The organism is Streptomyces sp. L500 (assembly GCF_054551825.1).
The window spans coordinates 120,466-143,315 of record NZ_JBTOLC010000003.1; the positions used below are offsets into that span (position 1 = coordinate 120,466).

The window sequence follows — 22,850 nt, forward strand, 5'->3', positions numbered from 1 at the left end:
CCGGCGCGCCGGGTACGGTATGCCGGACAGCACACCGCCGGACCCACGCCGGTGAGGTCAGGAACACGGAAGGGCTGGAGCTATGGAAGAGCCGCGTCGCCTCGGCGGCCGGTACGAGCTGGGCTCGGTGCTCGGCCGCGGTGGCATGGCGGAGGTCTACCTCGCGCACGACACCCGGCTCGGCCGCACCGTCGCCGTGAAGACGCTGCGGGTGGACCTCGCCCGCGATCCGTCCTTCCAGGCCCGGTTCCGTCGTGAGGCCCAGTCGGCCGCCTCGCTCAACCACCCGTCGATCGTCGCCGTGTACGACACCGGCGAGGACTACGTGGACGGGGTCTCGATCCCGTACATCGTCATGGAGTACGTCGACGGGTCGACGCTGCGCGAGCTGCTGCACTCCGGCCGGAAGCTGCTGCCCGAGCGCACCCTGGAGATGACCATCGGGGTGCTCCAGGCGCTGGAGTACTCCCACCGGGCCGGCATCGTCCACCGGGACATCAAGCCCGCCAACGTCATGCTCACCCGCACGGGCCAGGTCAAGGTCATGGACTTCGGCATCGCCCGGGCCATGGGCGACGCCGGCATGACCATGACGCAGACGGCGGCCGTCATCGGCACCGCCCAGTACCTCTCGCCCGAGCAGGCCAAGGGCGAGCAGGTCGACGCGCGCTCCGACCTCTACTCCACCGGCTGTCTGCTCTACGAGCTGCTGGCGGTCCGGCCCCCGTTCATCGGCGACTCGCCGGTGGCCGTCGCCTATCAGCACGTGCGGGAGGAGCCGAACCCGCCGAGCACGTACGACCCCGACGTGGCGCCCGAGATCGACGCCATCGTCCTCAAGGCGCTGACCAAGGATCCGGACTACCGCTACCAGTCGGCCGACGAGATGCGCGCCGACATCGAGGCGTCCCTGGAGGGCCGTCCGGTGGCCGCGGCGGCCGCGCTCGGCGCCATGGGCGGGGGCGGCTACGGCATGGCGGACCAGCCGACCACCATGCTCCGGTCCCAGGACCAGGGGCACATGGCCCAGACGTCGATGATGCCGCCGGTGGCGGACGGCGGGGGCTACGGCGGCTACGACAACGGCTCGCACGGCGGCCGGCGCGGCGGCGGGAACGGCCGCAAGAGCAACCTCTCGACGATCCTGCTGGTCGTCGCGGGCGTGCTGGTGCTCGTCGGCGCGATCTTCATCGGCAAGTCGCTCTTCAGCGGCGGCGGCAACAACTCCAAGGTGACCATCCCGCCCCTCACCGGCCAGACCCTCGCCGAGGCCAAGCGCTCCGGCGACAACGGCGGCTTCAAGGTCGTCGAGGGCGAGCAGAAGAACTGCGACCAGCCCAAGGGCAAGGTCTGCGACCAGGACCCCAAGGCGGGCACCAAGGTCGAGCGAGACACCGAGGTCAAGGTCTCGCTGTCCAAGGGCCCGGTCCAGATCGAGGTCCCGAAGGTGACCGGCCAGTCGTTCGACCAGGCCAAGGCACAGCTGGAGTCCCTGGGCTTCACGGTGACGCAGAAGCAGGAGGAGTCCAGCCAGCCCGCCGGCCAGGTCACCAAGCAGGACCCTGACGCCGGTGAGAAGGCCGAGAAGGGTGCGGAGATCACCCTCACGGTGGCCACCCAGGCGGCGAGCAAGACGGTGCCGTCCGTGACCGGTCAGCCCTTCGACGCGGCGCAGAAGCAGCTCAAGGACCTGGGCTTCCAGGTGACCCGCGAGGACGAGGACTCCACTCAGCCCGCCAATACGGTCACCCGGCAGAGCCCCGACGGCAACACCTCCGCGCGGCCCGGCTCGACGGTCACCCTGTTCGTCTCCAAGGGCGCGGCCCAGCAGAAGGTCGGCGTCCCCGCCGTGGTCAACCAGAAGCTCAAGGACGCCAGGAACGCGCTGACGGGCGCGGGCCTGAAGGTCGGCAACATCACCGGCCCGCAGGACGACAACGCCCTGGTGCTGGTGTCCGACCCGGCCGCGGGCGCCCAGGTGCCCAAGGACACCCCGGTGAACCTGACGACCATCGCCGGCGCCCCGAACCCGGGCGGCAACCCCGGCGGTCAGCAGGGCGGCCAGCCCGGCGGCACCGACCAGGACACCGGCTTCTTCGGCGGCATCATCGGCGGCCGTCGTCACTGACGCCCGTAGGACAGCGAAAAGCCCCGGCATCCGCGAAGGATGCCGGGGCTTTTCGCTGTCTCGCTGTCAGCCGCCGCTCAGCGCAGCTCCTTGGGCGGGGTGCGCTTGGCGTCGACCTTCTCCGTGCGCTCCAGCTCGGCCCAGACGATGTAGCGGTAGTCGGAGGTGTAGACCGGCGTGCAGGTCGTCAGGGTGAGGTAGCGGCCCGGCCGGGTCTTCCCGGACTCCTTCGGCACGGAGTCGAGGACGTCGACGTTGAAGCGGGAGGTCTCCTTGAGGTCGGCGTAGACCTTGTAGACGTACCAGGTGTCGCGGGTCTCGAAGACGACCGGGTCACCGGTCTTGATCTTGTCGATGTTGTGGAACTTGGCGCCGTGCCCGTCGCGGTGGGCGGCGAGGGTGAAGTTGCCCTGCCGGTCCCAGGGCATGCCCGCCTTGACGGGCTCGCGGTAGAAGCCGGCGACGCCCTCGTTGAGGACCTTGCCGCCGGTGCCGGGCTTGACCAGCACCTCGCCGTTCCGCATGGCCGGTACGTGGAGGAAGCCGATGCCGTCCTTGGTGTCCAGCGCGCCCGGTCCGGTGGCCGTGGCCGGGGCCTTGGCCCAGTTGTCGCGTACGTGGCTGCCCTGGCGCTTGGCCTCGCGGTCGGCGAGGACGTTCGTCCACCACAGCGAGTAGGCCACGAAGAGCGCCATGATCACACCGGCGGTGATCAGCAGCTCGCCTATGACGCCGACGACGGCGGCGAGCCGCCTCCGTGCGAGGTCCTGTCGCCGTGGCTCGTCGCCGTCGGTCCGTGCCACCGCGCCCGTACCCCGTTCTCCGCTGTGCCGTCACTCCACGAGCGCGTCCGGTTTTCCCTTGCTCCGGGGCCGCTCGTCGACCATCTTGCCCCACACCACCATGCGGTACGTACTGGTGAACTCGGGGGTGCAGGTGGTCAGCGTGATGTAGCGGCCGGGCCCGGTGAAGCCGGAGCCGGCCGGAACGGGGTCGATGACCTTGGTGTTCGCCGGGGACGTCTGATCCAGACGGCTTGTCATCTCATAGGTGTAGAAGGTGCTCTGCGTCTCGACGACGACCTTGTCGCCGGGCTGCAGCCTGTTGACGTAGCGGAACGGTTCGCCATGGGTGTTGCGGTGGCCCGCGAGCGCGAAGTTGCCCTGCTTGTCCCAGGGCATCGCGGTCTTGAGGCTTCCGGTGGCGTAGTGGCCGACCATGCCGCGGTCCAGCACCTGGTGCTTGCCGACGCCCTCGGCGATGGGGGCCTTCACGTCCAGCTTGGGGATGTAGATGATCGCGAAGCCCTGGCCCGGCGAGAACTCCCCCGCGTCCCGGGCGGCGCCCTGGGCGCCGCCCTTGTCCCAACTGTGCCGCAGGCTGTCGGCCGTACCGCCCGCCTGGCGATGGGCGATGACGTTCGTCCACCACAGCTGGTAGGCGACGAACAGCAGCATGACCACGCCCAGGGTGATGAACAGCTCGCCCACGACCCGGCTGGCTATCACCCCGGGGCTGTCCCTGCGGGCGCGCGCGGCCCGTTGGGCGGCGCGGCGGCGCTCCGCGCGCCCGCCGGTCACCACCGGGCGCTCCGGCCGCTCGGACCGCGCCGGCCCCTCCGGCTCGACGCGCCGGAGCGTCATCGTCGCCTCGTCCTCGGGCGGCAGCGGCTGGGCCACGGCCCCGGGGGCGTAGGCCCCGGAGTCGTACGCCGCGGTCACGCCCCGGCCTTGCCCACCACCGGGGCGAGCCCTGCCGACCGTTCCACCGCCCCCATGTCGCCACAGGCGACCAGCCAGTTGGCCAGCATGCGGTGGCCCCACTCGGTGAGCACGGACTCCGGGTGGAACTGCACGCCCTCGACCGGCAGGTCGCGGTGGCGCAGGCCCATGATCACCCCGCCTTGTGAGGAATCGGAAGGGGTCGTCCAGGCGGTGATCTCCAGCTCGTCCGGCCAGCTGTCGCGCTCGGCGGCCAGCGAGTGGTAGCGGGTGGCCGTGAAGGGCGACGGGAGGCCGTGGAAGACGCCCTTGCCCTCGTGCGTCACGGGGGAGGTCTTGCCGTGCAGCAGCTCGGGCGCCCGGTCGACGACGCCGCCGTAGGCGACGGCCATCGACTGCATGCCCAGGCAGACGCCGAAGACCGGCACGCCCGTGGCGGCGCAGTGGCGCACCATGTCGATGCAGACCCCCGCCTCCTCGGGCGCGCCCGGGCCGGGCGAGAGGAGGACACCGTCGAAGCCGTCCTGGGCGTGCGCGGGCTCGACCTCGTCGTTGCGGCGCACCTCGCATTCGGCGCCGAGCTGGTAGAGGTACTGGACGAGGTTGAAGACGAAGCTGTCGTAGTTGTCCACGACGAGGATGCGTGCGCTCACCGGACCACCGCCACCGTTCCGTTGCTCACCGGCATGCCGTTGTCGACCGTGACGTCGTTGAACGGCAGCAGCGGTTCCGCCCAGGGGAAGACGTACTGGAAGAGGACGTAGACGGCCGCCAGCACGAGCAGCAGGGAGATCAGCGCCTTCACCCACGCGTTGCCCGGCAGATGACGCCAGATCCAGACGTACATGCTCTACCCACTCGCCGATGATTGGATGTTTGGGCACCAGACTAAGGGTCGGCGCCCCGCCCGCGGGGGTCAGCCGGACAAAGCCGCGGGCCTGCCGCCGGAGACCGGACGGGTCTCGGCCAGATGGCCCCAGACGATGAGCCGGTGGCTGTGTCCCCACTCCGGATCGCAGGTGGTCAGGGTCAGATAGCGGCCGGGCTCCCGGTAGCCGGACCCGGCGGGCACGGGGTCGATCACGGCGACGTCGGTGGGCAGCGTCCGGTGGGGTGGGGTGTCGACGCGGTAGGTGAACCAGGTCGTCCCGTCGTTGATCACCACCGCGTCGCCGGGCCGCAGCTCGTCGAGGTCCTTGAAGGGGTCGCCGTAGGTGCGGCGGTGGCCGGCGACGGCGAAGTTGCCGGTGCCGCCGGGGGGCGCGGTGCCCGCGTAGTGGCCGAGGCCCCGTTTCAGCAGCTCGGTGCCGGTGCCCTCCAGGACGGGCTTGGCCCAGCCGGAGCCCAGCCGGGGGACGTACATCACGGCGAAGGCCGCTCCGGGGCGCTGCCCGGCGGGGCGCGCGGGTGATGCCTGCGCGCCGCTGCCCGCGACAGAGGGCGCGTCACCGGCGCGGGGCGCCGGGGGTACCGGCGGTGCCGGGGAGGCGGTCCGGGGGCCGTCGACGGGCGCTGAGGGGGCGTCAGGAGCCGGCGTGGAGGGTGGTGCGGCGGCGGGCGGGCCGGCGGCCCAGCGCTCCCGGAGCCGGCCGATCTCGTCGTCCATGGCGCTGTCGGCGCGGACGCCGGTCCAGTAGAGGAGGTAGACGACGAAGAGCACGATCAGCGTGCCGACGGTCAGGCACAGTTCGCTGAGCGTCCGTACGACGAGGCGTGAGCGCACCGGCCGGACACCTCCCGGGGGTCATCCCATGGGCTTGGCGTAGTGGAGATCCACTGTGCCCGAGTAGCCGGGGAGAGTCACCGCCTCGTGCTGGTCGACTTTCCAGCCGAGGCCGTAGGCGGCGACGTACTGGAGGTAGTTCTGGATCGCGGGGGAGGCGTCCAGGGCCTTGCGGAGGGCGCCCCGGTCACCGACTGCGGTGATCTTGTACGGCGGCGAGTAGACGCGGCCCTGGAGGATGAGGGTGTTGCCCACGCAGCGGACCGCGCTGGTGGAGATCAGCCGCTGGTCCATCACCTGGATGCCCCGGGCGCCGCCCTGCCAGAGGGCGTTGACGACGGCCTGGAGGTCCTGCTGGTGGATGACGAGGTCGTTGGGCTGGGGCTGGGGCACCCCGGGGATCTTCGCGGTGGCGTTGGGCGGGGCGTCGGTGAGGGTGACGGTCATGCCCTGGCCGGCGAGCTTGCGGGTGCCGGCGGAGTCCTCCAGGTCGGCGAGCTTGCGCTGTTCGGCCGCCGTGCCACCGTTGTCACGCCGGGCGAGGGCGTCGACCTGGGCGCGGGCCGCCGCGGCGCTGTCCTCGAGGTCGCCGTTCTTGCGGCTGCGTTCCCGGATGAGGTCCGAAAGGCGGAGCATGGAGTCGTCGGTGCGGATGTTGGTGCCCTGGGCGGTGTTGAAGCTCATCCAGAAGATGAGGCCCGCGAGGGCGAAGACACCGCCGGTCAGCAGCCGCACCGGACGGAAGCGCCGGATGGGCCCGCTGGTGGAGTCCGCAGAATTACTCACCGTACCCTTATCCTCTCCGACGCCGCGGAAGCACTACGCTAACGGACGCCCGGGGGAACGAAGCGCTCCCGTCGCTCCCGCCCCGGCGGACAGCCCATGTGATACCCAGCCCCATGTGAACCCCAGCGCGGTCACGCAGCGCATCGACAGGAGAGTTTCCTCGTGCCGAAGTCACGGATCCGCAAGAAAGACGACTTCACGCCGCCGCAGGTGAAGCAGCAGAGCATCAAGCTGGCGACGGGGCGTCGCTGGGTGGCGCCACTGATGCTGGCGCTGTTCCTGATCGGCCTGGCCTGGATCGTGATCTTCTACGTGACGAGCGGCGACATGCCGGTGGAGTCCCTGAAGAACTGGAACATCGTGGTCGGCTTCGGCTTCATCGCGGCGGGGTTCGTCGTCTCCACCCAGTGGAAGTAGCGCGAGTTATCCACACCCTCGTCCACAGTGGGGAAAACTCAGAAGATCTGTGGATAACTTCCCTGGCATTGACGCCGGTGTGACTGATCGCAAGCGCTGTGTATCCATGGTCACACCGGCGCCTTCCAGCGAAAACGCAGCTCGGCAGGGGTGCGCGGACCTAGAACACCCGTTCCCACAGGATGGGGTCCACGATCCCCCGTCGTTGTGGACAACCTGTGCGTCCACCGATGTGGGTGACCCGCGCCCCTCGGCACGGCCCCCGGCCGGACCGGGCGGAACGGCGGGCCGGGATCAGGTGAGCTGCGCCGTCCGGACGACCACCATGGCGGCGATCACCAGCAGGGCCGCCGCACAGGTCAGCCGCTGGACCAGCAGCCGCTTGCCGCGCGGGGCGTGCACCATCCCGTAGGCCACCGCCGTGCCCACCACCAGGCCGCCGACGTGCGCCTCCCAGGCGATGTTGCTCCAGGTGAAGGTGAAGATCAGGTTGAGCACGAGCAGCGCGACGACCGGCCGCATGTCGTACTTCAGACGCCGCATCAGCACCGCCGTGGCACCCAGCAGACCGAAGATCGCGCCCGAGGCGCCGAGCGACGGCTGGTTGGGCGCGGCGACGAGATAGGTGAGCGCGCTGCCGCCGAGACCGGCCAGCAGATACAGGGCCAGATAGCGGGCACGGCCCAGCGCCGCCTCCAGCGCCGGGCCCAGCCACCACAGCGAGAGCATGTTGAAGGCGATGTGCATGACTTGCTGATGCAGGAACATCGCGGTCAGCAACCGGTACCACTGCCCCTCGGCGACGCCCTCCAGCGGGCCGAAGTCCGACAGCGTCGCCCGCCCGAACAGTTCCAGGGCGTCCACCAGCCGGTCCCCGGTGGCCATCACCGCGATCCACACCGCGATGTTGATCCCCAGCAGGACCTTGGTGACCAGCCGCGGATCGGTCGTGTGCACCGCGCCGGCGACCGTGCGCGCCGCGGTCGCCCGGGGGTCGTGGCCCGTGCCGGAACCGCTGCTCACGCACTCCGGGCACTGGAATCCCACGGACGCGCTCACCATGCACTCCGGGCAGATGGGGCGCTCGCAGCGGGCGCAGCGGATGCCTGTCTCCCGGTCCGGATGCCGGTAGCAGCGGACGGCCTGCTCGTTCATGCTCTCCCTCGCCCCTGTGTCGGGCCCTCGCCCCTGTGCCGGGCCGGTGTGCCCACCGCACAACGCACGGCCCCGCCCGTCATACGGACGGGCGGGGCGCCAGGTTCCCATGGGACGCCGGGGCCCGGGGGCCCCACGGCGGATCCTCGCGGGGTGTGCGGAGCGGTCGTCAGCCCTCGCGGGTCTCGACGACGACCGACTCGATGACCACGTCGTTGACCGGACGGTCGGTGCGCGGGTTGGTGGCGGTGGCGGCGATGGCGTCCACGACCTTCTTCGACGCGTCGTTCGTGACCTCGCCGAAGATGGTGTGCTTGCCGGTCAGCCAGGTGGTGGGCGACACGGTGATGAAGAACTGCGAGCCGTTGGTGCCCGGACCGGCGTTGGCCATGGCCAGCAGGTACGGCTTGGTGAAGGCGAGGTCCGGGTGGAACTCGTCCTTGAACTGGTAGCCCGGGCCGCCGGTGCCGTTGCCCAGCGGGTCACCACCCTGGATCATGAAGCCACTGATGACACGGTGGAAGATCGTGCCGTCGTACAGCTTGTCCGTCGTCTTGGCGCCCGTCTCCGGGTTCACCCACTCGCGCTCGCCCTTCGCCAGCTCGACGAAGTTCTTCACCGTGGTGGGGGCGTGGTTCGGCAGAAGCCGGATCTCGATGTCGCCCTGGTTGGTCTTCAGGGTGGCGTAAAGCTGCTCGGCCACGATCTACCTTCCATAGTGTTCACTGACAGCCACCGATCCTCGCACGGCGGCTTCGCGGCGAGTAGCCGACAAAGCCCGGCGCGCGACGGCGAACCGTGGCATTGTCGACCGGAGCTCCCCTGATGACCCGGATGCCCGATCGCACATGCCGGACCGCCCATCGGCAGGCATGATTTTTCCACTGGGTGGAAAGGCGACAAACCATACGCCACCGAGGAGGAGGATCCCGTGACCCGCAAGGACAGCGTGCGCGCCGCGACCAGCACCGCCAAGGACAGCGTGCGCCACGCCGCGGAAGTGGTGGCGCCCTACGCCGGCACGGCCAAGGACGCCGCCGTGCACTACGCCCACGAGGCCCGCACCCGGCTCGCGCCCAAGGTCGCCGAGGCCGCCCACCAGGCCCGTTCACAGTACGACGCCCACCTCCAGCCGCGCATCGAGCACGCGCGCGGTGCCCTGCCGCCCAAGGTCGACCAGGTCGCGACGAAGGCCCGCGCCGTCGCCGAGCCCGTGCGGGACGAGGCCCTCTCCCGGGGCACGGCCGCCATCGCCGCGCTGCGCGGCCAGGTGTCCGCCGACGACGTGGAGAAACTGACCCGCCGCCGGAACCGCCGCTGCCGCACCGGACGCGTGGCCAGGCGGCTCGTCGTGTTCGGCCTCCTCACGGCCGGCGCCGTCGTCGCCTGGAAGTGGTGGGACCGGCAGGCCAACCCCGACTGGCTCGTCGAGCCCCCGGAGGCCACCGAGCCCGCCGACCGCGCGCACCTGTCCTCCGTCGACGGCAGCGGTGGCCGTTCCGCCCTCGACCCGGAGGTCCAGGCCAAGCAGGACCGGGCCGACACGGAGTCGTCCACCGAGGACGACACCGACCGTCCCTGACGACCGCGCCCGGCGACCGTCCCTGACGACTGCGGCCGAGGGGCGGCGAAACGGGCGGCGGCACAGGCCCTCCACACGGCCCGCACACACTCGGCACACACCCCGGCCGCACCGCCCGGCCCCCGGGGACGACAAAACCCCTCCGACCACGTTTCCGCAGGTCGGAGGGGTTTTCCATGTGGAGCCTAGGGGAGTCGAACCCCTGACATCTGCCATGCAAAGACAGCGCTCTACCAACTGAGCTAAGGCCCCGTCGGGGACCAGACTACCCGGTGTCGGCGCTCTTTCCCGACCGGGTATCGCCGCGACCCACCACTCTCCGTAGGATGCACCGCAAGATTCGCGGCAGCGAAGCGAAGGGGAGAGCGTGATGGACGCAGCACAGCAGGAAGCCACCGCCCGCGCACGGGAGCTACAGCGCAGCTGGTACGGGGAGCCGTTGGGGGCGCTCTTCCGCCGTCTCATCGACGACCTCGGCCTCAACCAGGCCCGCCTCGCGTCCGTTCTGGGCCTTTCCGCCCCCATGCTCTCCCAGCTGATGAGCGGTCAGCGCGCCAAGATCGGCAATCCCGCCGTGGTCCAGCGGGTGCAGGCGCTCCAGGAGCTCTCCAGCCAGGTCGCGGACGGCACCGTGAGCGCGGCGGAGGCCGCGGAGCGGATGGAGGAGGTCAAGAAGAGCTCGGGCGGCTCCGTCCTCAACTCCACCCAGACCACGGCCAGCAGCGGGGCGCCGACCGTGCGCCGGGTGGTGCGCGAGATCCAGTCGCTGCTGCGGTCGGTGGCGGGCGCGGGGGACATCATCGACGCCGCCGAGACCCTCGGCCCCGCCCATCCCGAACTCGCCGAGTTCCTCCGGGTGTACGGCGCCGGGCGGACCGCCGAGGCGGTCGCCCACTACGAGGCGCACCAGAGCTGACCGTGCCGGGGGGCGCCGGCGCACGGCGGGGGCGGGGGTGACGCGCACGACATGGGTGAGCTCTTCGCTGGGCGGTACGAGCTGGTGGACCCGATCGGGCGGGGCGGGGCGGGCGCCGTCTGGCGGGCCTGGGACCAGCGACGGAAGCGCTATGTGGCGGCGAAGGTGCTTCAGCAGAGCGACGCCCACACGCTGCTGAGGTTCGTCCGCGAGCAGGCGCTGCGCATCGATCATCCCCATGTGCTGGCGCCGATGAGCTGGGCGGCCGACGACGACAAGGTGCTGTTCACCATGGAGATGGTGGGCGGCGGCTCGCTCGCCCATCTCATCGGCGACTACGGGCCGTTGCCGGCGCATTTCGTCTGCGTATTACTGGATCAGCTGCTGTCCGGGCTCGGCGCGGTGCACGCGGAAGGCGTCGTGCACCGGGACATCAAACCGGCCAACCTCCTTTTGGAAGCGACCGGTACGGGCCGCCCGCATTTACGGCTCTCCGATTTCGGGATCGCCATGCGCAAGGGCGAGCCGAGGCTCACGGACACCAACTTCGTCATGGGGACGCCGGGTTACTTCGCGCCGGAGCAAATGCTGGGCGAGGAACCGGACTTTCCCGCCGACCTCTTCGCCGTCGGGCTGGTGGCGCTCTATCTCCTCACGGGCCGGAAGCCGGACGCCGAGGCGCTGGTCGAGCTGTTCCCCGAGCAGGGGGTGCCGAGCGCTCCCCAGGAGGTGCCGGAGCCGCTCTGGGAGGTCGTCGCGAATCTCCTCCACCCCGATCCGTACGCCCGCTTCCGCACGGCCACGGGGGCGCGCAAGGCCCTCGCGGCGGCCGTGGAGCTGCTGGATCCGCCCGACGCCGACGAGGAGCGGATCGAGGTCTTCGACCAGTTGGGCCCGCTGCCGCCGGGCTTCGGCCCGGACGGGCCGGAGCGCCGGCCGGCGCCGCAACCGCCGCGTCCCGCCTACCCGCCCACGCGCCCCTACACCGCCCCGCGACCGCTTGCCCCGCCCGTTCCTCCGCCCCTGCCTCCACCGCCCGCACAGGAGCCCTCCGCGGCGTCCTCGCGGAGCCCGCGACGGCCCTCCGGGCCACCGTCGAAGGTGGTCGTGCCGGTGCTGCTCGTGGCCCTGCTCAGCCTCGCGATCGGGGTGTGGGCGCTCGTCGCCGGACAGGGCGGATGATCTTTACGTTCGCAATCATTTTATTTGCGTACGCAACCAAATCCTCGGTGCAAACGGCCGCGCAAACGGTCCGGGCCCGAACGCACGAACAGGGCCCCGGCCGCTTCCGCGGCCGGGGCCCTGCTTCAGTTCAGTTCGTGTCGCGGAACCGGCGACTCACACACCCGAACCCGAGGGAACGGAGTCGGTCGCCTCCGTCCACAGGTCCTGCTCGGCGCGATCCGCCTGGATCTGCCGGTACACGAGGAGCCCGCCGATGGCGGCCAGTGCGACCAGGAGCAGCTTCTTCACCGCGCGACCTCGTCTTTCCTTGACGTAAGGGAGCCTCTGGTGGCCGATGATACACACCGGCCGATACCGATCGGTGACCTGTGCCCGCTCCCTTGCCGGGGCCGCTCCGGCGCGCGCCCGGCGCCCGGGTCCACCGGCGGCCGTACGGGGCGGCATGAACTCCCAAAAGCGATCGGGCCGGACGGAGAATTCCGTCCGGGCCGATCGTACTGTGGGGCTAACAGGACTTGAACCTGTGGCCTCTTCCTTATCAGGGAAGCGCTCTAACCGTCTGAGCTATAGCCCCGCGCCTTGCGACACCGAAAGATTAGCGCACTTGGGGCCCAGTCCCAAAATCGCCCGGGCCCCGTGCCCCGGGCGGCGCTATTCGTCCTCGGCGAGCGTCAGCTCAACACCGCCCACGAAACCGGCGGCGAGGTTGTAGACAAAGGCGGCCAGCGTGGCCAGGGCGGTCGCCAGCACGACGTCGACCACCGCGATGACGGTCGTGAAGAGCAGCACGTGTGGCAGCGAAAGGAACGACTCCAGGTCGAAGCCGCCGCCCTCGCCGGAGGCCGTGGCGTCGCTGACCGTGCCGCCGACGGCCTGGAAGACGCCCATCGCGTCCATGACCGACCACAGGACGGCCGCGGCCACGATCGTGCAGACGCCGAGGGCGACCGACAGCAGGAAGCTGACCTTCATCACCGACCACGGGTCGGCCTTCGCCACCCGCAGCCTGGCCTTGCGCGTACGCGGGCCCGTGGGGGCCGTACGGGCCGCCGGGCGCTGCGCGGAGGCCGGGTCCTGGCCGGCGGCGCCCTCGGGCGACCGGGCGGGCCCGGGCACCTTGGCGGCCTTCGCGTCCTTGCCCGCCTTCGCGTCCTGACCGGCCGGGCCGGACTTGGCCGCAGGACCGGCCTGGGCGGACCGGGCGGCCTGGGAAGGCTTCCCGTCCTTGGCGCCCTTGCCGTTCTTGGCCCCCTTGGCGGCCCCGCCGGAGGCCTTGGCGGCCTCGGCGGCGGGCTCGGAGGCGGAATCGGAATCGGAGCGTTCGGCCGGAGGCTCGTACGCCTTCGGCGGGTGGTACGGCTGTGGACCTCGGGTCTCCGTCATGGTCTCCCCCTTGACTGCGGTCCTGGTGCCACCGGCCCGGGAGCCCGCGCCGTCCTTGTCGGCAGCGCCGACCTTGTCGGCAGCGCCGTCTTCACCGGCCGTGCCGTCCGCGGCCGAGCCACGGGCCTCCGTGTCGGAGGGGACGGGTGGGGCGGCTTCCTGCCGCTCGGCGCCCGCACCGCTCTTGGCGGTGCCCGTGGCTCGACTCACGTATTACTCCTCGGTGTGCTCAGGCGTGGTGCCCTCGGCCGCCTCGGACCCGCCCTCGGCCGCGTCGGTCACCTCGTCGACACCCTCAGCCTCGCGACCGGCCTCGGCGTTCCGGGCGATGCCCACGACGGCATCGCGCTTGCCCAGGTTGATCAGTTGGACGCCCATGGTGTCACGGCCCGTCTCCCGGACTTCGGCGACCCGGGTGCGGATCACACCGCCGCCCAGCGTGATGGCCAGAATCTCGTCGCCCTCCTCGACCACCAGGGCGCCGACCAGGGAACCGCGGTCCTCCACGATCTTGGCGGCCTTGATGCCGAGGCCGCCGCGACCCTGGACGCGGTACTCGTCGACGTTGGTGCGCTTGGCGTACCCGCCGTCGGTGGCGGTGAAGACGAACGTACCGGGACGGACCACATTCATCGAGAGGAGCTCGTCACCCTCGCGGAAGCTCATGCCCTTGACACCGGAGGTGGCACGGCCCATCGGACGGAGGGTGTCGTCCGAAGCGGTGAAGCGGATGGACTGCGCCTTCTTGCTGATCAGCAGCAGGTCGTCCGTGGCGGAGACCAGCTCGGCGCCGATCAGCTCGTCCTCGACGCCACCGTCCGTCTCGCGGAGGTTGATGGCGATGACACCGCCGGAGCGCGGCGAGTCGTAGTCCTTCAGCGAGGTCTTCTTCACCAGGCCCGACTTGGTGGCCAGCACCAGGTAGGGCGCGGCCTCGTAGTCGCGGACGGCGAGGATCTGGGCGATCTTCTCGTCCGGCTGGAAGGCCAGCAGGTTGGCCACGTGCTGACCGCGCGCGTCCCGGCCGGCGTCCGGCAGCTCGTACGCCTTGGCCCGGTAGACCCGGCCCTTGTTGGTGAAGAAGAGCAGCCAGTGGTGGGTGGTGGAGACGAAGAAGTGGTCGACGATGTCGTCTTCCTTCAGCTTCGTACCGCGCACGCCCTTGCCGCCGCGCTTCTGCGAGCGGTAGTCGTCGGTCTTGGTGCGCTTGACGTAGCCGCCACGCGTGATGGTGACGACGATGTCCTCCTCGGCGATCAGGTCCTCGATGGACATGTCGCCTTCGAAGGGCACCAGCTTGCTGCGCCGGTCCTCGCCGAACTTCTCGACGATCGCCGTCAGTTCGTCGCTGATGATGCCGCGCTGCCGCTCCGGCGAGGCCAGGATGGCGTTGTACTCGTTGATCTTCGCCTGGAGGTCGTCGTGCTCGGCGGTGATCTTCTGGCGCTCCAGGGCGGCCAGTCGGCGCAGCTGCATCTCGAGGATGGCGTTGGCCTGGATCTCGTCGATCCGCAGCAGGTCCATCAGGCCCGTGCGGGCGACGTCGACGGTGTCGCTGCGCCGGATGAGCGCGATGACCTCGTCGATGGCGTCCAGGGCCTTGAGCAGGCCGCGCAGGATGTGGGCGCGCTCCTCCGCCTTGCGCAGACGGAAGCGGGTGCGCCGGACGATGACCTCGATCTGGTGCGTCACCCAGTTGCGGATGAACGCGTCCAGCGAGAGGGTGCGCGGCACACCGTCGACCAGCGCCAGCATGTTCGCGCCGAAGTTGGTCTGGAGGTCGGTGTGCTTGTAGAGGTTGTTGAGGACGACCTTGGCGACCGCGTCCCGCTTGAGGACGATCACCAGGCGCTGGCCCGTGCGCGAGGAGGTCTCGTCACGGACGTCGGCGATGCCGCCGATCTTCCCGTCCTTCACCAGGTCGGCGATCTTCTGGGCGAGGTTGTCCGGGTTGACCTGGTAGGGCAGCTCGGTGACCACCAGGCACTGGCGGTTCTGGATCTCCTCGACCTCGACGACGGCGCGCATGGTGATCGAGCCGCGGCCGGTGCGGTAGGCCTCCTCGATGCCCTTGCGGCCCACCACGAGGGCGCCGGTCGGGAAGTCGGGGCCCTTGATCCGCTCGACGAGCGCGTCGAGCAGCTCCTCGGCGGAGGCCTCGGGGTTGGCCAGGAACCACTGGGCGCCCTCGGCCACCTCGCGCAGGTTGTGCGGCGGGATGTTGGTGGCCATGCCGACGGCGATACCGGCGGAACCGTTCACCAGCAGGTTGGGGATGCGCGACGGCAGGACCGTCGGCTCCTGGTTGCGGCCGTCGTAGTTGTCCTGGAAGTCGACGGTCTCCTCGTCGATGTCCCGGACCATCTCCATCGACAGCGGCGCCATCTTGCACTCGGTGTAGCGCATGGCGGCGGCCGGGTCGTTGCCCGGGGAGCCGAAGTTGCCGTTGGAGTCGACGAGCGGCATCCGCATGGCCCAGGGCTGGGCGAGGCGGACGAGCGCGTCGTAGATGGAGGCGTCGCCGTGCGGGTGGTACGTACCCATGACGTCACCGACGACACGGGCGCACTTGTAGAAGCCCTTCTCGGGCCGGTAGCCGCCGTCGTACATCGCGTAGAGCACGCGGCGGTGCACCGGCTTGAGGCCGTCGCGGACGTCGGGGAGCGCACGCGAGACGATGACGCTCATCGCGTAGTCGAGGTACGAGCGCTGCATCTCCGTCTCGAGCCCGACGGGCTCGACGCGCATGCCCACGCCCTCCAGGGGCGCCGGGGCACCCTCGGGCGTGACCTCGGGGACGGGAGCGGTGGGAGTCTCAGGGGTCTCGTCGGCCATTGCTGTTCAAAGTCCTTTCGCGCTGCGGGCTGTTTCGAGTGGCCGACAGGCTCAGATGTCGAGGAAGCGGACGTCCTTGGCGTTGCGCTGGATGAAGGAACGCCGTGCCTCGACGTCCTCGCCCATGAGCACCGAGAACAGGTCGTCCGCCTGCGCGGCGTCGTCCAGCGTGACCTGGCCGAGCACCCGGTGGTCGACGTCCATGGTGGTGACGCGCAGCTCCTCGGCGTTCATCTCGCCGAGACCCTTGAAGCGCTGGACCGAGTCGTCCTTGATCCGCTTGCCGTTCTCCCGGCCCAGCTGGATCAGGGCGTCGCGCTCACGGTCGGAGTACGCGTACTCGAAGTCGTCCCTGCTCCACTTGATCTTGTACAGCGGGGGACGGGAGAGGTAGACGTGCCCGGCCTCGACCAGCGGACGCATAAAGCGGAAGAGGAAGGTGAGCAGCAGGGTGTTGATGTGCTGGCCGTCGACGTCGGCGTCCGCCATCAGGATGATCTTGTGATAGCGGAGCTTCGAGATGTCGAAGTCCTCGTGCACACCGGTGCCGAAGGCGGAGATCAGCGCCTGGATCTCGGTGTTCTGCAGGATCTTGTCGATCCGCGCCTTCTCGACGTTGAGGATCTTGCCTCGGATCGGGAGGATCGCCTGGTACTGCGGGTTGCGGCCGGACTTGGCCGAGCCGCCGGCGGAGTCACCCTCGACGATGAAGATCTCGCACTTGGCCGGCTCGTTCGACTGGCAGTCGGAGAGCTTGCCCGGCAGCGACGCGGTCTCCAGCAGGCCCTTGCGGCGGGTCAGGTCGCGAGCCTTGCGGGCCGCCACCCGGGCGGTGGCCGCCTGGATGGACTTGCGGATGATGTCCGAGGCCTCGTTGGGGTTTCGGTCCAGCCAGTCCGTGAGCTGCTCGTGGACGACCTTCTGGACGAAGGTCTTGGCCTCGGTGTTGCCCAGCTTGGTCTTGGTCTGGCCCTCGAACTGCGGCTCGCCGAGCTTGACGGAGATGATCGCCGTCAGGCCCTCGCGGATGTCGTCGCCCGTGAGGTTGTCGTCCTTCTCGCGGAGCAGCTTCTTGTCGCGCGCGTAGCGGTTGATCAGACCGGTGAGCGCCGCGCGGAAGCCCTCCTCGTGGGTGCCGCCCTCATGGGTGTGGATGGTGTTGGCGAAGCTGTAGACACCCTCGCTGTACTGGGTGTTCCACTGCATCGACACCTCGAGGGAGAGCATCCGCTCCTTGTCCTCGGCCTCGAAGGCGATCACCGAGGGGTGAACGACCTCGCCCTTGCGGGAGTTGAGGTAGCGGACGAAGTCGGAGATGCCGCCCTCGTAGTGGTAGCGGACGGCGAGGGGCTTGCCCTCCTCGTCCACGTGGGCCGGGCGCTCGTCGGTCAGCGAGATGGTCAGGCCCTTGTTGAGGAAGGCCATCTCCTGGAAGCGCCGCGAGAGCGTCTCGAAGGAGTACTCGGTGGTCTCGAAGATGTCGCCGTCGGCCCAGAAGGTGACGGACGTGCCGGTCTCGTCGGTCGGCTCGTTCTTCTGCAGCGGGGCGGTCGGAACGCCGAGCTTGTAGTCCTGCGTCCAGTGGTAGCCGTCGGTCTTGACCTCGACCGCGACGCGCGTGGACAGGGCGTTGACGACGGAGACGCCGACGCCGTGGAGACCGCCGGAGACGGCGTAGCCGCCGCCGCCGAACTTGCCGCCCGCGTGCAGCACGGTCAGGACGACCTCGACGGCGGGCTTGCCCTCGGAGGGGACGATGCCGACCGGGATGCCACGGCCGTTGTCGACGACGCGGACGCCGCCGTCGGACAGGATCGTCACGTCGATGGTGTCCGCGTGACCGGCGAGGGCCTCGTCGACGGAGTTGTCGACGACCTCGTAGACGAGGTGGTGGAGACCGCGCTCGCCGGTGGAACCGATGTACATGCCGGGCCGCTTGCGGACCGCGTCCAGGCCCTCCAGCACGGTGATCGCACTGGCGTCGTACGACGTCTCACCGCCACCGCCAGGGGCGCCGGACCCGGCGCCCACGGCCTCGGAGGGGGTGGTGTTCTCGTTGGGGTTGCCGGAATCGGCCACGAAGCGCCCTTTCTGGCACAGCACAAGCCATCCCCTGCCGCGGCGGGGGTTCCCGGGGCAAGGCAGGAGCGGCTGCGTCGTTCAGTGTCGGTCAGTATGAGTCGGCGATCCCCGCGATCCGGCGGGATTACTACCAGTGTACCGGTGGCGCTGACATGAATGGGGGTTTGCCGGTGCCTGAGTCCTCTTGTGGCGCCCTGAACCGGCATCAGCCGACTCCCCATATGCGGCCCCGGCCTCCAAGAGGCTCACAGGGGCACTCAGCGCTTCGACCCGGCTTCGCGCTGTCAACCGCCCGTTACCGTGCGCCGAGTGCCCACCGGTCCCGGGCGTCACGTGGGCCCGTCACCCGTCCCGGCCCGGCTTCCACGCGGCCGTCAAAGGTGCTCCCGACCTGGGAGAACCTTTGACCAACCATGACCCGGGGATCAGCCGTGGATGCCGCGGATCATCCGTAGGTGTCGCCGGGGCCCGTGCTCCCCGGCGCGCGCAGCGGCCCGTACCGGCGCCCGGGGCCGCCCGGCCCCAGCACCTTGATCGTCTTCACCGTGCCCTGGCCCAGGTCGTCGTTGAGCCGGGCCACCAGCGTGGGCGCGAGCATCCGCAGCTGGGTCGCCCAGGCCGTCGAGTCGCACTGCACCGTGAGCACCCGCGCGTCCTCGTCGTACTTCTGCGGCTCGCAGTGCAGCGCCAGCTGCTCCCCCACGATCTGCGGCCAGCGGCCCATCACCCCGCCGACCGCCGCGGGCGTCTCCCAGCCCCGCTCGGTGATCAGCCGGTTGATCGCGGCGCCCAGCGGCAGCGGATCGCGCCCGTCGGCGCGCGCCCCGGAGCGCAGCCCACCGCCACGGCGGGCCTGCTTCTTCTGCTGCGCCGCCGCGCCCCGCGCCCGGGCCTGCTCCTTGGCCGCCCGCAGCGCCACGCGCGCCAGATCCACACCGGAGGGCTCCGGGGTCTTCCCCCGGTCCCCCGGGCCGTGGTCCCGGTGACCGGCCGGCGTGCTCATACGCGCTCGACCCCGCCTCGCTCGACCGCGAAGCGGGCACCGGTGAGGACACCGGGCACATCGTCGTCCACGGCCGCCGTCACCAGGACCTGCTCGCCCGGAGCGACCAGCTCCGCCAGCCGTTCCCGCCGTCTGGCGTCCAGCTCGGCGAAGACGTCGTCGAGCACGAGCACCGGCTCGTCGCCCTCCGCGCGCAGCAGCTCGTACGAGGCCAGGCGCAGCGCCAGCGCGTACGACCAGGACTCGCCGTGGCTCGCGTACCCCTTGGCGGGCAGCTCGCCCAGGCGCAGCAGCAGCTCGTCGCGGTGGGGGCCGACGAGCGTCACGCCGCGCTCGATCTCCTGCTTGCGGGCCTCGGCGAGGGCGGCGAGCAGCGCCTCGTAGAGCTCCTCGCGGGTGTGGGCGCCCTCGATGCCGGCCGGGCCTCGGTAGTCGAAGGAGACGGGGCCGCCGCCGGGCGCCAGCTGCTCGTAGGCCTTGTCGGCCAGCGGGCGCAGGGTGGCTATCAGGTCGAGCCGCCGGGCGAGCAGCTCCGCGCCGGCGCGGGCCAGGTGCTGGTCCCAGATGTCGAGGGTGGAGAGGTCCATCTGGCGGCCGCCGTGGCGGCGGGCCATCGCGGCGGACTTCAGGAGGGTGTTGCGCTGCTTGAGGACGCGCTCGTAGTCGGAGCGCACGCCCGCCATCCGGGGGGAGCGCGCGGTGATCAGCTCGTCGAGGAAGCGGCGGCGCTCGCCGGGGTCGCCCTTGACGAGGGCCAGGTCCTCGGGGGCGAACAGCACGGTGCGCACGATGCCGAGCACGTCGCGCGGTCTGACCTGGGAGGAACGATTGATCCGGGCCCGGTTGGCCTTGCCCGGGTTGAGCTCCAGCTCGACGAGCTGCTGCCGCTCGCCCTGGACGACGGCGGCGCGGATGATCGCCCGGTCGGCGCCCATCCGCACCAGCGGCGCATCCGAGGAGACCCGGTGGCTGCCGAGGGTGGCCAGATAGCCGACGGCCTCGACGAGGTTGGTCTTGCCCTGGCCGTTGGGGCCCACGAAGGCCGTGACGCCCGGTTCGAGCGGGACCTCGGCCCGGGCGTACGAGCGGAAGTCGGCCAGCGACAGATGCGAGACGTGCATGGTTGCGTGCCGACCTCCCCCGGCTGCTGGGTGTTGCTTCTCGGTTCTACTTCTTGGTCTCGACCGCGTGGCCACCGAACTGGTTGCGCAGCGCGGCGATCATCTTCATCTGCGGGGAGTCCTCCTGGCGCGAGGCGAAGCGCGCGAAGAGGGAGGCCGTGATCGCGGGCAGCGGCACGGCGTTGTCGATGGCGGCCTCGACCGTCCAGCGGCCCTCGCCGGAATCGGCCGCGTAGCCGCGCAGCTTCTCGAGGTGCTCGTCCTGGTCGAGGGCGTTGACCGCCAGGTCCAGCAGCCAGGAACGGATGACCGTGCCCTCCTGCCAGCTGCGGAAGACCTCGCGCACGTCGGTGACGGAGTCGACCTTCTCCAGGAGCTCCCAGCCCTCGGCGTAGGCCTGCATCATCGCGTACTCGATGCCGTTGTGGACCATCTTGGCGAAGTGGCCGGCGCCGACCTTGCCCGCGTGGACCGAGCCGAAGTCGCCCTCGGGCTTGAGCGCGTCGAAGACCGGCTGGACCTTCGCGACGTCCTCGGCGGAACCGCCGTACATCAGCGCGTAGCCGTTCTCCAGGCCCCAGACGCCGCCGGAGACACCGCAGTCGACGAAGCCGATGCCCTTGGCCGCCAGCTCCTCGGCGTGCTTCTCGTCGTCGGTCCAGCGGGAGTTGCCGCCGTCGACGACGATGTCGCCGGGGGAGAGCAGCTCGGCGAGCTCGTCGATCGTGGACTGCGTCGCGGCACCGGCCGGGACCATGACCCACACGACGCGCGGGCCCTGGAGGGAATCCACAAGCTCCTTCAGGCTGTGGACATCCGCCAGGTCCGGGTTGCGGTCGTATCCGATGACGGTGTGGCCCGCGCGGCGGATGCGCTCGCGCATGTTGCCGCCCATCTTTCCGAGACCGACGAGACCGAGCTCCATGGGTGATCCTCTTTGCCGTAGTCGTGCGTGTCGTACCAGGGGTACGTGCTTCGAGCCTACGCCTGGGGACGGACGCACACCTGTGGGGTCAGGACGCTCAAACGGGTCGTCCTCGCGTCCCGCAGGGGCGCGGGGAACCGCGCGCTCGGCCACGACCGGCTCGCGGCCGAGAAACCGGCCGCGAGCCCGCCGCTCACCCTCAGCCGGACAGGCGAACCGGCATGATCAGGTACTTGTAGGCCTCGTCCGCCTCCGCGTCCATCGCCGGCTTGCCGCTGAGCAGCGCCGGCTTGGTGGACGTGGTGAAGGACAGCTGCGCCACCGGCGAGTCGATCGCCGAGAGACCCTCCAGCAGGAAGCCGGGGTTGAAGGCGATCGAGATGTCGTCGCCGTCGAGCTGGGCGTCGACCCTTTCCACAGCCTGTGCGTCGTCGCTGGAACCGGCCTCCAGGATGAGCACGCCCTGCTCGAAGCTGAGCCGCACCGGGGTGTTCCGCTCGGCGACCAGGGCCACGCGCTTGACGGCCTCGACGAACGGCGCCGTCTCGATCACGGCGACCGAGTTGAACTCGGTCGGGAAGAGCGTGCGGTACTTCGGCAGGTCGCCCTCGAGCAGCCGCGTGGTCGTACGGCGGCCGGCGCCCTCGAAGCCGATGAGGCCCTCACCGGCGCCGGAGCCGCTGAGCGCGATCGAGACCGTGTCGCCGCCGCTGAGGGACTTCGCGGTGTCCAGCAGGGTCTTGGCGGGCACCAGGGCGACCGCGGAGATGTCCGGGGTCTCTGGCTTCCACATGAACTCGCGGACCGCGAAGCGGTAGCGGTCGGTGGAGGCCAGGGTGACCGTGTCGCCCTCGATCTCGATGCGCACACCGGTGAGCACCGGCAGCGTGTCGTCACGGCCGGCGGCGATGGCGACCTGGGCGGCGGCCGAGGCGAAGACCTCCGCCGGGACGGTGCCCGTGGCCGTCGGCATCTGCGGCAGCGCCGGGTATTCCTCCACAGGCAGGGTGTGGAGTGTGAATCGCGAGGAGCCGCAGACCACGGTCACGCGCACACCGTCGGTGGAGATTTCCACAGGCCTGTTGGGAAGTGCGCGGCAGATGTCGGCGAGCAGTCGGCCGGAGACGAGGACGGTGCCGTCCTCCTCCACATCCGCCTCGACCGAAACGCGGGCCGAGACCTCGTAGTCGAAGCCGGAGAGGCTCAGCGAACCGTCCTCGGCCTTCAGCAGCAGGCCCGCGAGGACCGGCACCGGCGGACGGGCCGGGAGGCTGCGGGCCGCCCAGGCCACTGCCTCCGCGAGTACATCGCGCTCCACCCGGATCTTCACCGGAACCGCCTCCTGCTTGTTGCTGGCTCGCCCTGCTGGCTTCTTCCTCGGCGACTGGCGCCGGAGAACAGTCTGACGTACGTCGCTGACAGTCGGCGCTGCTGCCGGTCAAATCGAGATCCGGGGCGTGGCGCGGCGCGAGGCCGAGTCATCCACAGCACCCACTTCGAAACGAGTTCCCCGCTAGATCTCTGTGGTCGTAGTAGTAGGGGCTGTGGAAACCGTGGAAAACTTCCTTTGCCCAGGTCAGGACCGATTTTTTGTCCACCGGGCCTGTGGGTGGCGGGGGTGGAAAACCGGGGTGGTCTGTGGAACGCGAAAAGTTCTGCACACCCGGTGCACAGGCGGGGCGCACTTCTCCCCAGGGCTGTCCCCAGCTTTACCCCGGTTGCCCACAGCCCAACCCGGCACCTGGGTGTGATGGCTTTCACTCGGTGCGGTGAGACCGGGCGTTTCGTTGCCGAACAGTGGACAGCGGTGTGGAAAGGCTGTGTATAACACCGGTCCACCTGTGGGTTGCCGGTGGACAACTTCGAGGGCCGCTGTGGACGCTCCGGC

At 70.3% G+C, this 22,850-nt stretch carries 21 protein-coding genes and 2 tRNA genes; 5 read left to right on the forward strand and 18 right to left on the reverse strand.

The features are described from left to right. Positions 1 to 82: 82 nt before the first annotated feature. Positions 83 to 2,128, forward strand: a complete 2,046-nt coding sequence (gene pknB / locus ACX9I7_RS05770; RefSeq protein ID WP_459386695.1) for a Stk1 family PASTA domain-containing Ser/Thr kinase — start codon at positions 83 to 85, stop codon at positions 2,126 to 2,128. 77 nt (positions 2,129 to 2,205) lie between these two features. Here the strand turns inward: pknB and ACX9I7_RS05775 are convergent, their stop codons facing one another. From ACX9I7_RS05775 to ACX9I7_RS05800, 6 genes are all read right to left on the reverse strand, one after another. Continuing rightward, positions 2,206 to 2,931 carry a class E sortase gene (locus ACX9I7_RS05775; RefSeq protein WP_387577335.1) on the reverse strand — a complete coding sequence of 242 codons (726 nt, stop codon included), beginning with the start codon at positions 2,929 to 2,931 and terminating at the stop codon, positions 2,206 to 2,208. 30 nt (positions 2,932 to 2,961) lie between these two features. Then, positions 2,962 to 3,849 carry a class E sortase gene (locus ACX9I7_RS05780; protein WP_358216049.1) on the reverse strand — a complete coding sequence of 296 codons (888 nt, stop codon included), beginning with the start codon at positions 3,847 to 3,849 and terminating at the stop codon, positions 2,962 to 2,964. Next, complete coding sequence (locus ACX9I7_RS05785; RefSeq protein ID WP_358623623.1) at positions 3,846 to 4,502, reverse strand: aminodeoxychorismate/anthranilate synthase component II; 657 nt, start codon at positions 4,500 to 4,502, stop codon at positions 3,846 to 3,848. The genes ACX9I7_RS05780 and ACX9I7_RS05785 overlap by 4 nt, the downstream gene beginning before the upstream one ends. Next, a complete protein-coding gene (locus tag ACX9I7_RS05790) occupies positions 4,499 to 4,696 on the reverse strand; it encodes a hypothetical protein (RefSeq protein ID WP_189455566.1) in 198 nt (65 codons plus the stop codon). Before ACX9I7_RS05790 ends, ACX9I7_RS05785 begins: the two co-directional genes overlap by 4 nt. A 69-nt stretch (positions 4,697 to 4,765) precedes the next feature. After that, positions 4,766 to 5,572, reverse strand: a complete 807-nt coding sequence (locus ACX9I7_RS05795; protein ID WP_459386696.1) for a class E sortase — start codon at positions 5,570 to 5,572, stop codon at positions 4,766 to 4,768. 21 nt (positions 5,573 to 5,593) lie between these two features. Beyond that, a complete protein-coding gene (locus tag ACX9I7_RS05800) occupies positions 5,594 to 6,358 on the reverse strand; it encodes a DUF881 domain-containing protein (RefSeq protein WP_387577330.1) in 765 nt (254 codons plus the stop codon). Positions 6,359 to 6,520: 162 nt separating this feature from the next. Here ACX9I7_RS05800 and crgA point away from each other — a divergent pair, with 162 nt between their 5' ends. After that, positions 6,521 to 6,775 carry a cell division protein CrgA gene (crgA, locus tag ACX9I7_RS05805; protein ID WP_358623613.1) on the forward strand — a complete coding sequence of 85 codons (255 nt, stop codon included), beginning with the start codon at positions 6,521 to 6,523 and terminating at the stop codon, positions 6,773 to 6,775. A 294-nt stretch (positions 6,776 to 7,069) separates the two neighbouring features. Here the strand turns inward: crgA and ACX9I7_RS05810 are convergent, their stop codons facing one another. After that, positions 7,070 to 7,930, reverse strand: a complete 861-nt coding sequence (locus tag ACX9I7_RS05810) for a rhomboid family intramembrane serine protease (protein WP_387577328.1) — start codon at positions 7,928 to 7,930, stop codon at positions 7,070 to 7,072. Positions 7,931 to 8,099: 169 nt separating this feature from the next. Continuing rightward, positions 8,100 to 8,633: a peptidylprolyl isomerase gene (locus tag ACX9I7_RS05815; RefSeq protein ID WP_387577326.1), complete on the reverse strand. Its 534-nt coding sequence runs from the start codon at positions 8,631 to 8,633 to the stop codon at positions 8,100 to 8,102. Between the two features lie 228 nt (positions 8,634 to 8,861). On the opposite strand from ACX9I7_RS05815, the gene ACX9I7_RS05820 reads away from it, so the two are divergent. Next, positions 8,862 to 9,512 carry a DUF5324 family protein gene (locus ACX9I7_RS05820; protein ID WP_387577324.1) on the forward strand — a complete coding sequence of 217 codons (651 nt, stop codon included), beginning with the start codon at positions 8,862 to 8,864 and terminating at the stop codon, positions 9,510 to 9,512. A gap of 179 nt (positions 9,513 to 9,691) precedes the next feature. Here the strand turns inward: ACX9I7_RS05820 and ACX9I7_RS05825 are convergent. Then, positions 9,692 to 9,764 (reverse strand) — tRNA-Ala (locus ACX9I7_RS05825). Positions 9,765 to 9,882: 118 nt separating this feature from the next. Between ACX9I7_RS05825 and ACX9I7_RS05830 the strand changes: the two genes are divergently transcribed. Together ACX9I7_RS05830 and ACX9I7_RS05835 are read left to right on the forward strand one after the other, a co-directional pair. Beyond that, positions 9,883 to 10,428 carry a helix-turn-helix domain-containing protein gene (locus ACX9I7_RS05830; RefSeq protein WP_126915022.1) on the forward strand — a complete coding sequence of 182 codons (546 nt, stop codon included), beginning with the start codon at positions 9,883 to 9,885 and terminating at the stop codon, positions 10,426 to 10,428. A 51-nt stretch (positions 10,429 to 10,479) separates the two neighbouring features. After that, on the forward strand, positions 10,480 to 11,610 hold the full coding sequence (locus ACX9I7_RS05835; RefSeq protein WP_459386697.1) for a serine/threonine-protein kinase: 1,131 nt from the start codon (positions 10,480 to 10,482) through the stop codon (positions 11,608 to 11,610). Positions 11,611 to 11,766: 156 nt separating this feature from the next. Here ACX9I7_RS05835 and ACX9I7_RS05840 read toward each other — a convergent pair whose 3' ends face one another. From ACX9I7_RS05840 to dnaN, 9 genes are all read right to left on the reverse strand, one after another. Next, positions 11,767 to 11,901, reverse strand: a complete 135-nt coding sequence (locus tag ACX9I7_RS05840; RefSeq protein WP_208809277.1) for a DLW-39 family protein — start codon at positions 11,899 to 11,901, stop codon at positions 11,767 to 11,769. A 212-nt stretch (positions 11,902 to 12,113) separates the two neighbouring features. Continuing rightward, positions 12,114 to 12,187, reverse strand: a tRNA-Ile gene (locus ACX9I7_RS05845). Between the two features lie 77 nt (positions 12,188 to 12,264). After that, a complete protein-coding gene (locus ACX9I7_RS05850) occupies positions 12,265 to 12,996 on the reverse strand; it encodes a DUF3566 domain-containing protein (RefSeq protein WP_452672846.1) in 732 nt (243 codons plus the stop codon). Positions 12,997 to 13,209: 213 nt separating this feature from the next. Continuing rightward, on the reverse strand, positions 13,210 to 15,831 hold the full coding sequence (gyrA, locus tag ACX9I7_RS05855) for a DNA gyrase subunit A (protein WP_387577317.1): 2,622 nt from the start codon (positions 15,829 to 15,831) through the stop codon (positions 13,210 to 13,212). A gap of 51 nt (positions 15,832 to 15,882) precedes the next feature. Further along, positions 15,883 to 17,934 carry a DNA topoisomerase (ATP-hydrolyzing) subunit B gene (gyrB, locus tag ACX9I7_RS05860; RefSeq protein ID WP_459386698.1) on the reverse strand — a complete coding sequence of 684 codons (2,052 nt, stop codon included), beginning with the start codon at positions 17,932 to 17,934 and terminating at the stop codon, positions 15,883 to 15,885. A gap of 424 nt (positions 17,935 to 18,358) precedes the next feature. After that, positions 18,359 to 18,916, reverse strand: coding sequence for a DciA family protein (locus ACX9I7_RS05865; protein ID WP_189455548.1), 558 nt, complete (start codon positions 18,914 to 18,916; stop codon positions 18,359 to 18,361). After that, positions 18,913 to 20,037, reverse strand: coding sequence for a DNA replication/repair protein RecF (gene recF / locus ACX9I7_RS05870; protein WP_387577313.1), 1,125 nt, complete (start codon positions 20,035 to 20,037; stop codon positions 18,913 to 18,915). Before recF ends, ACX9I7_RS05865 begins: the two co-directional genes overlap by 4 nt. A 46-nt stretch (positions 20,038 to 20,083) precedes the next feature. Further along, positions 20,084 to 20,962, reverse strand: coding sequence for a phosphogluconate dehydrogenase (NAD(+)-dependent, decarboxylating) (gnd, locus tag ACX9I7_RS05875; protein WP_189455545.1), 879 nt, complete (start codon positions 20,960 to 20,962; stop codon positions 20,084 to 20,086). 199 nt (positions 20,963 to 21,161) lie between these two features. Then, a complete protein-coding gene (dnaN, locus tag ACX9I7_RS05880) occupies positions 21,162 to 22,292 on the reverse strand; it encodes a DNA polymerase III subunit beta (RefSeq protein WP_189455543.1) in 1,131 nt (376 codons plus the stop codon). Positions 22,293 to 22,850 lie beyond the last annotated feature (558 nt).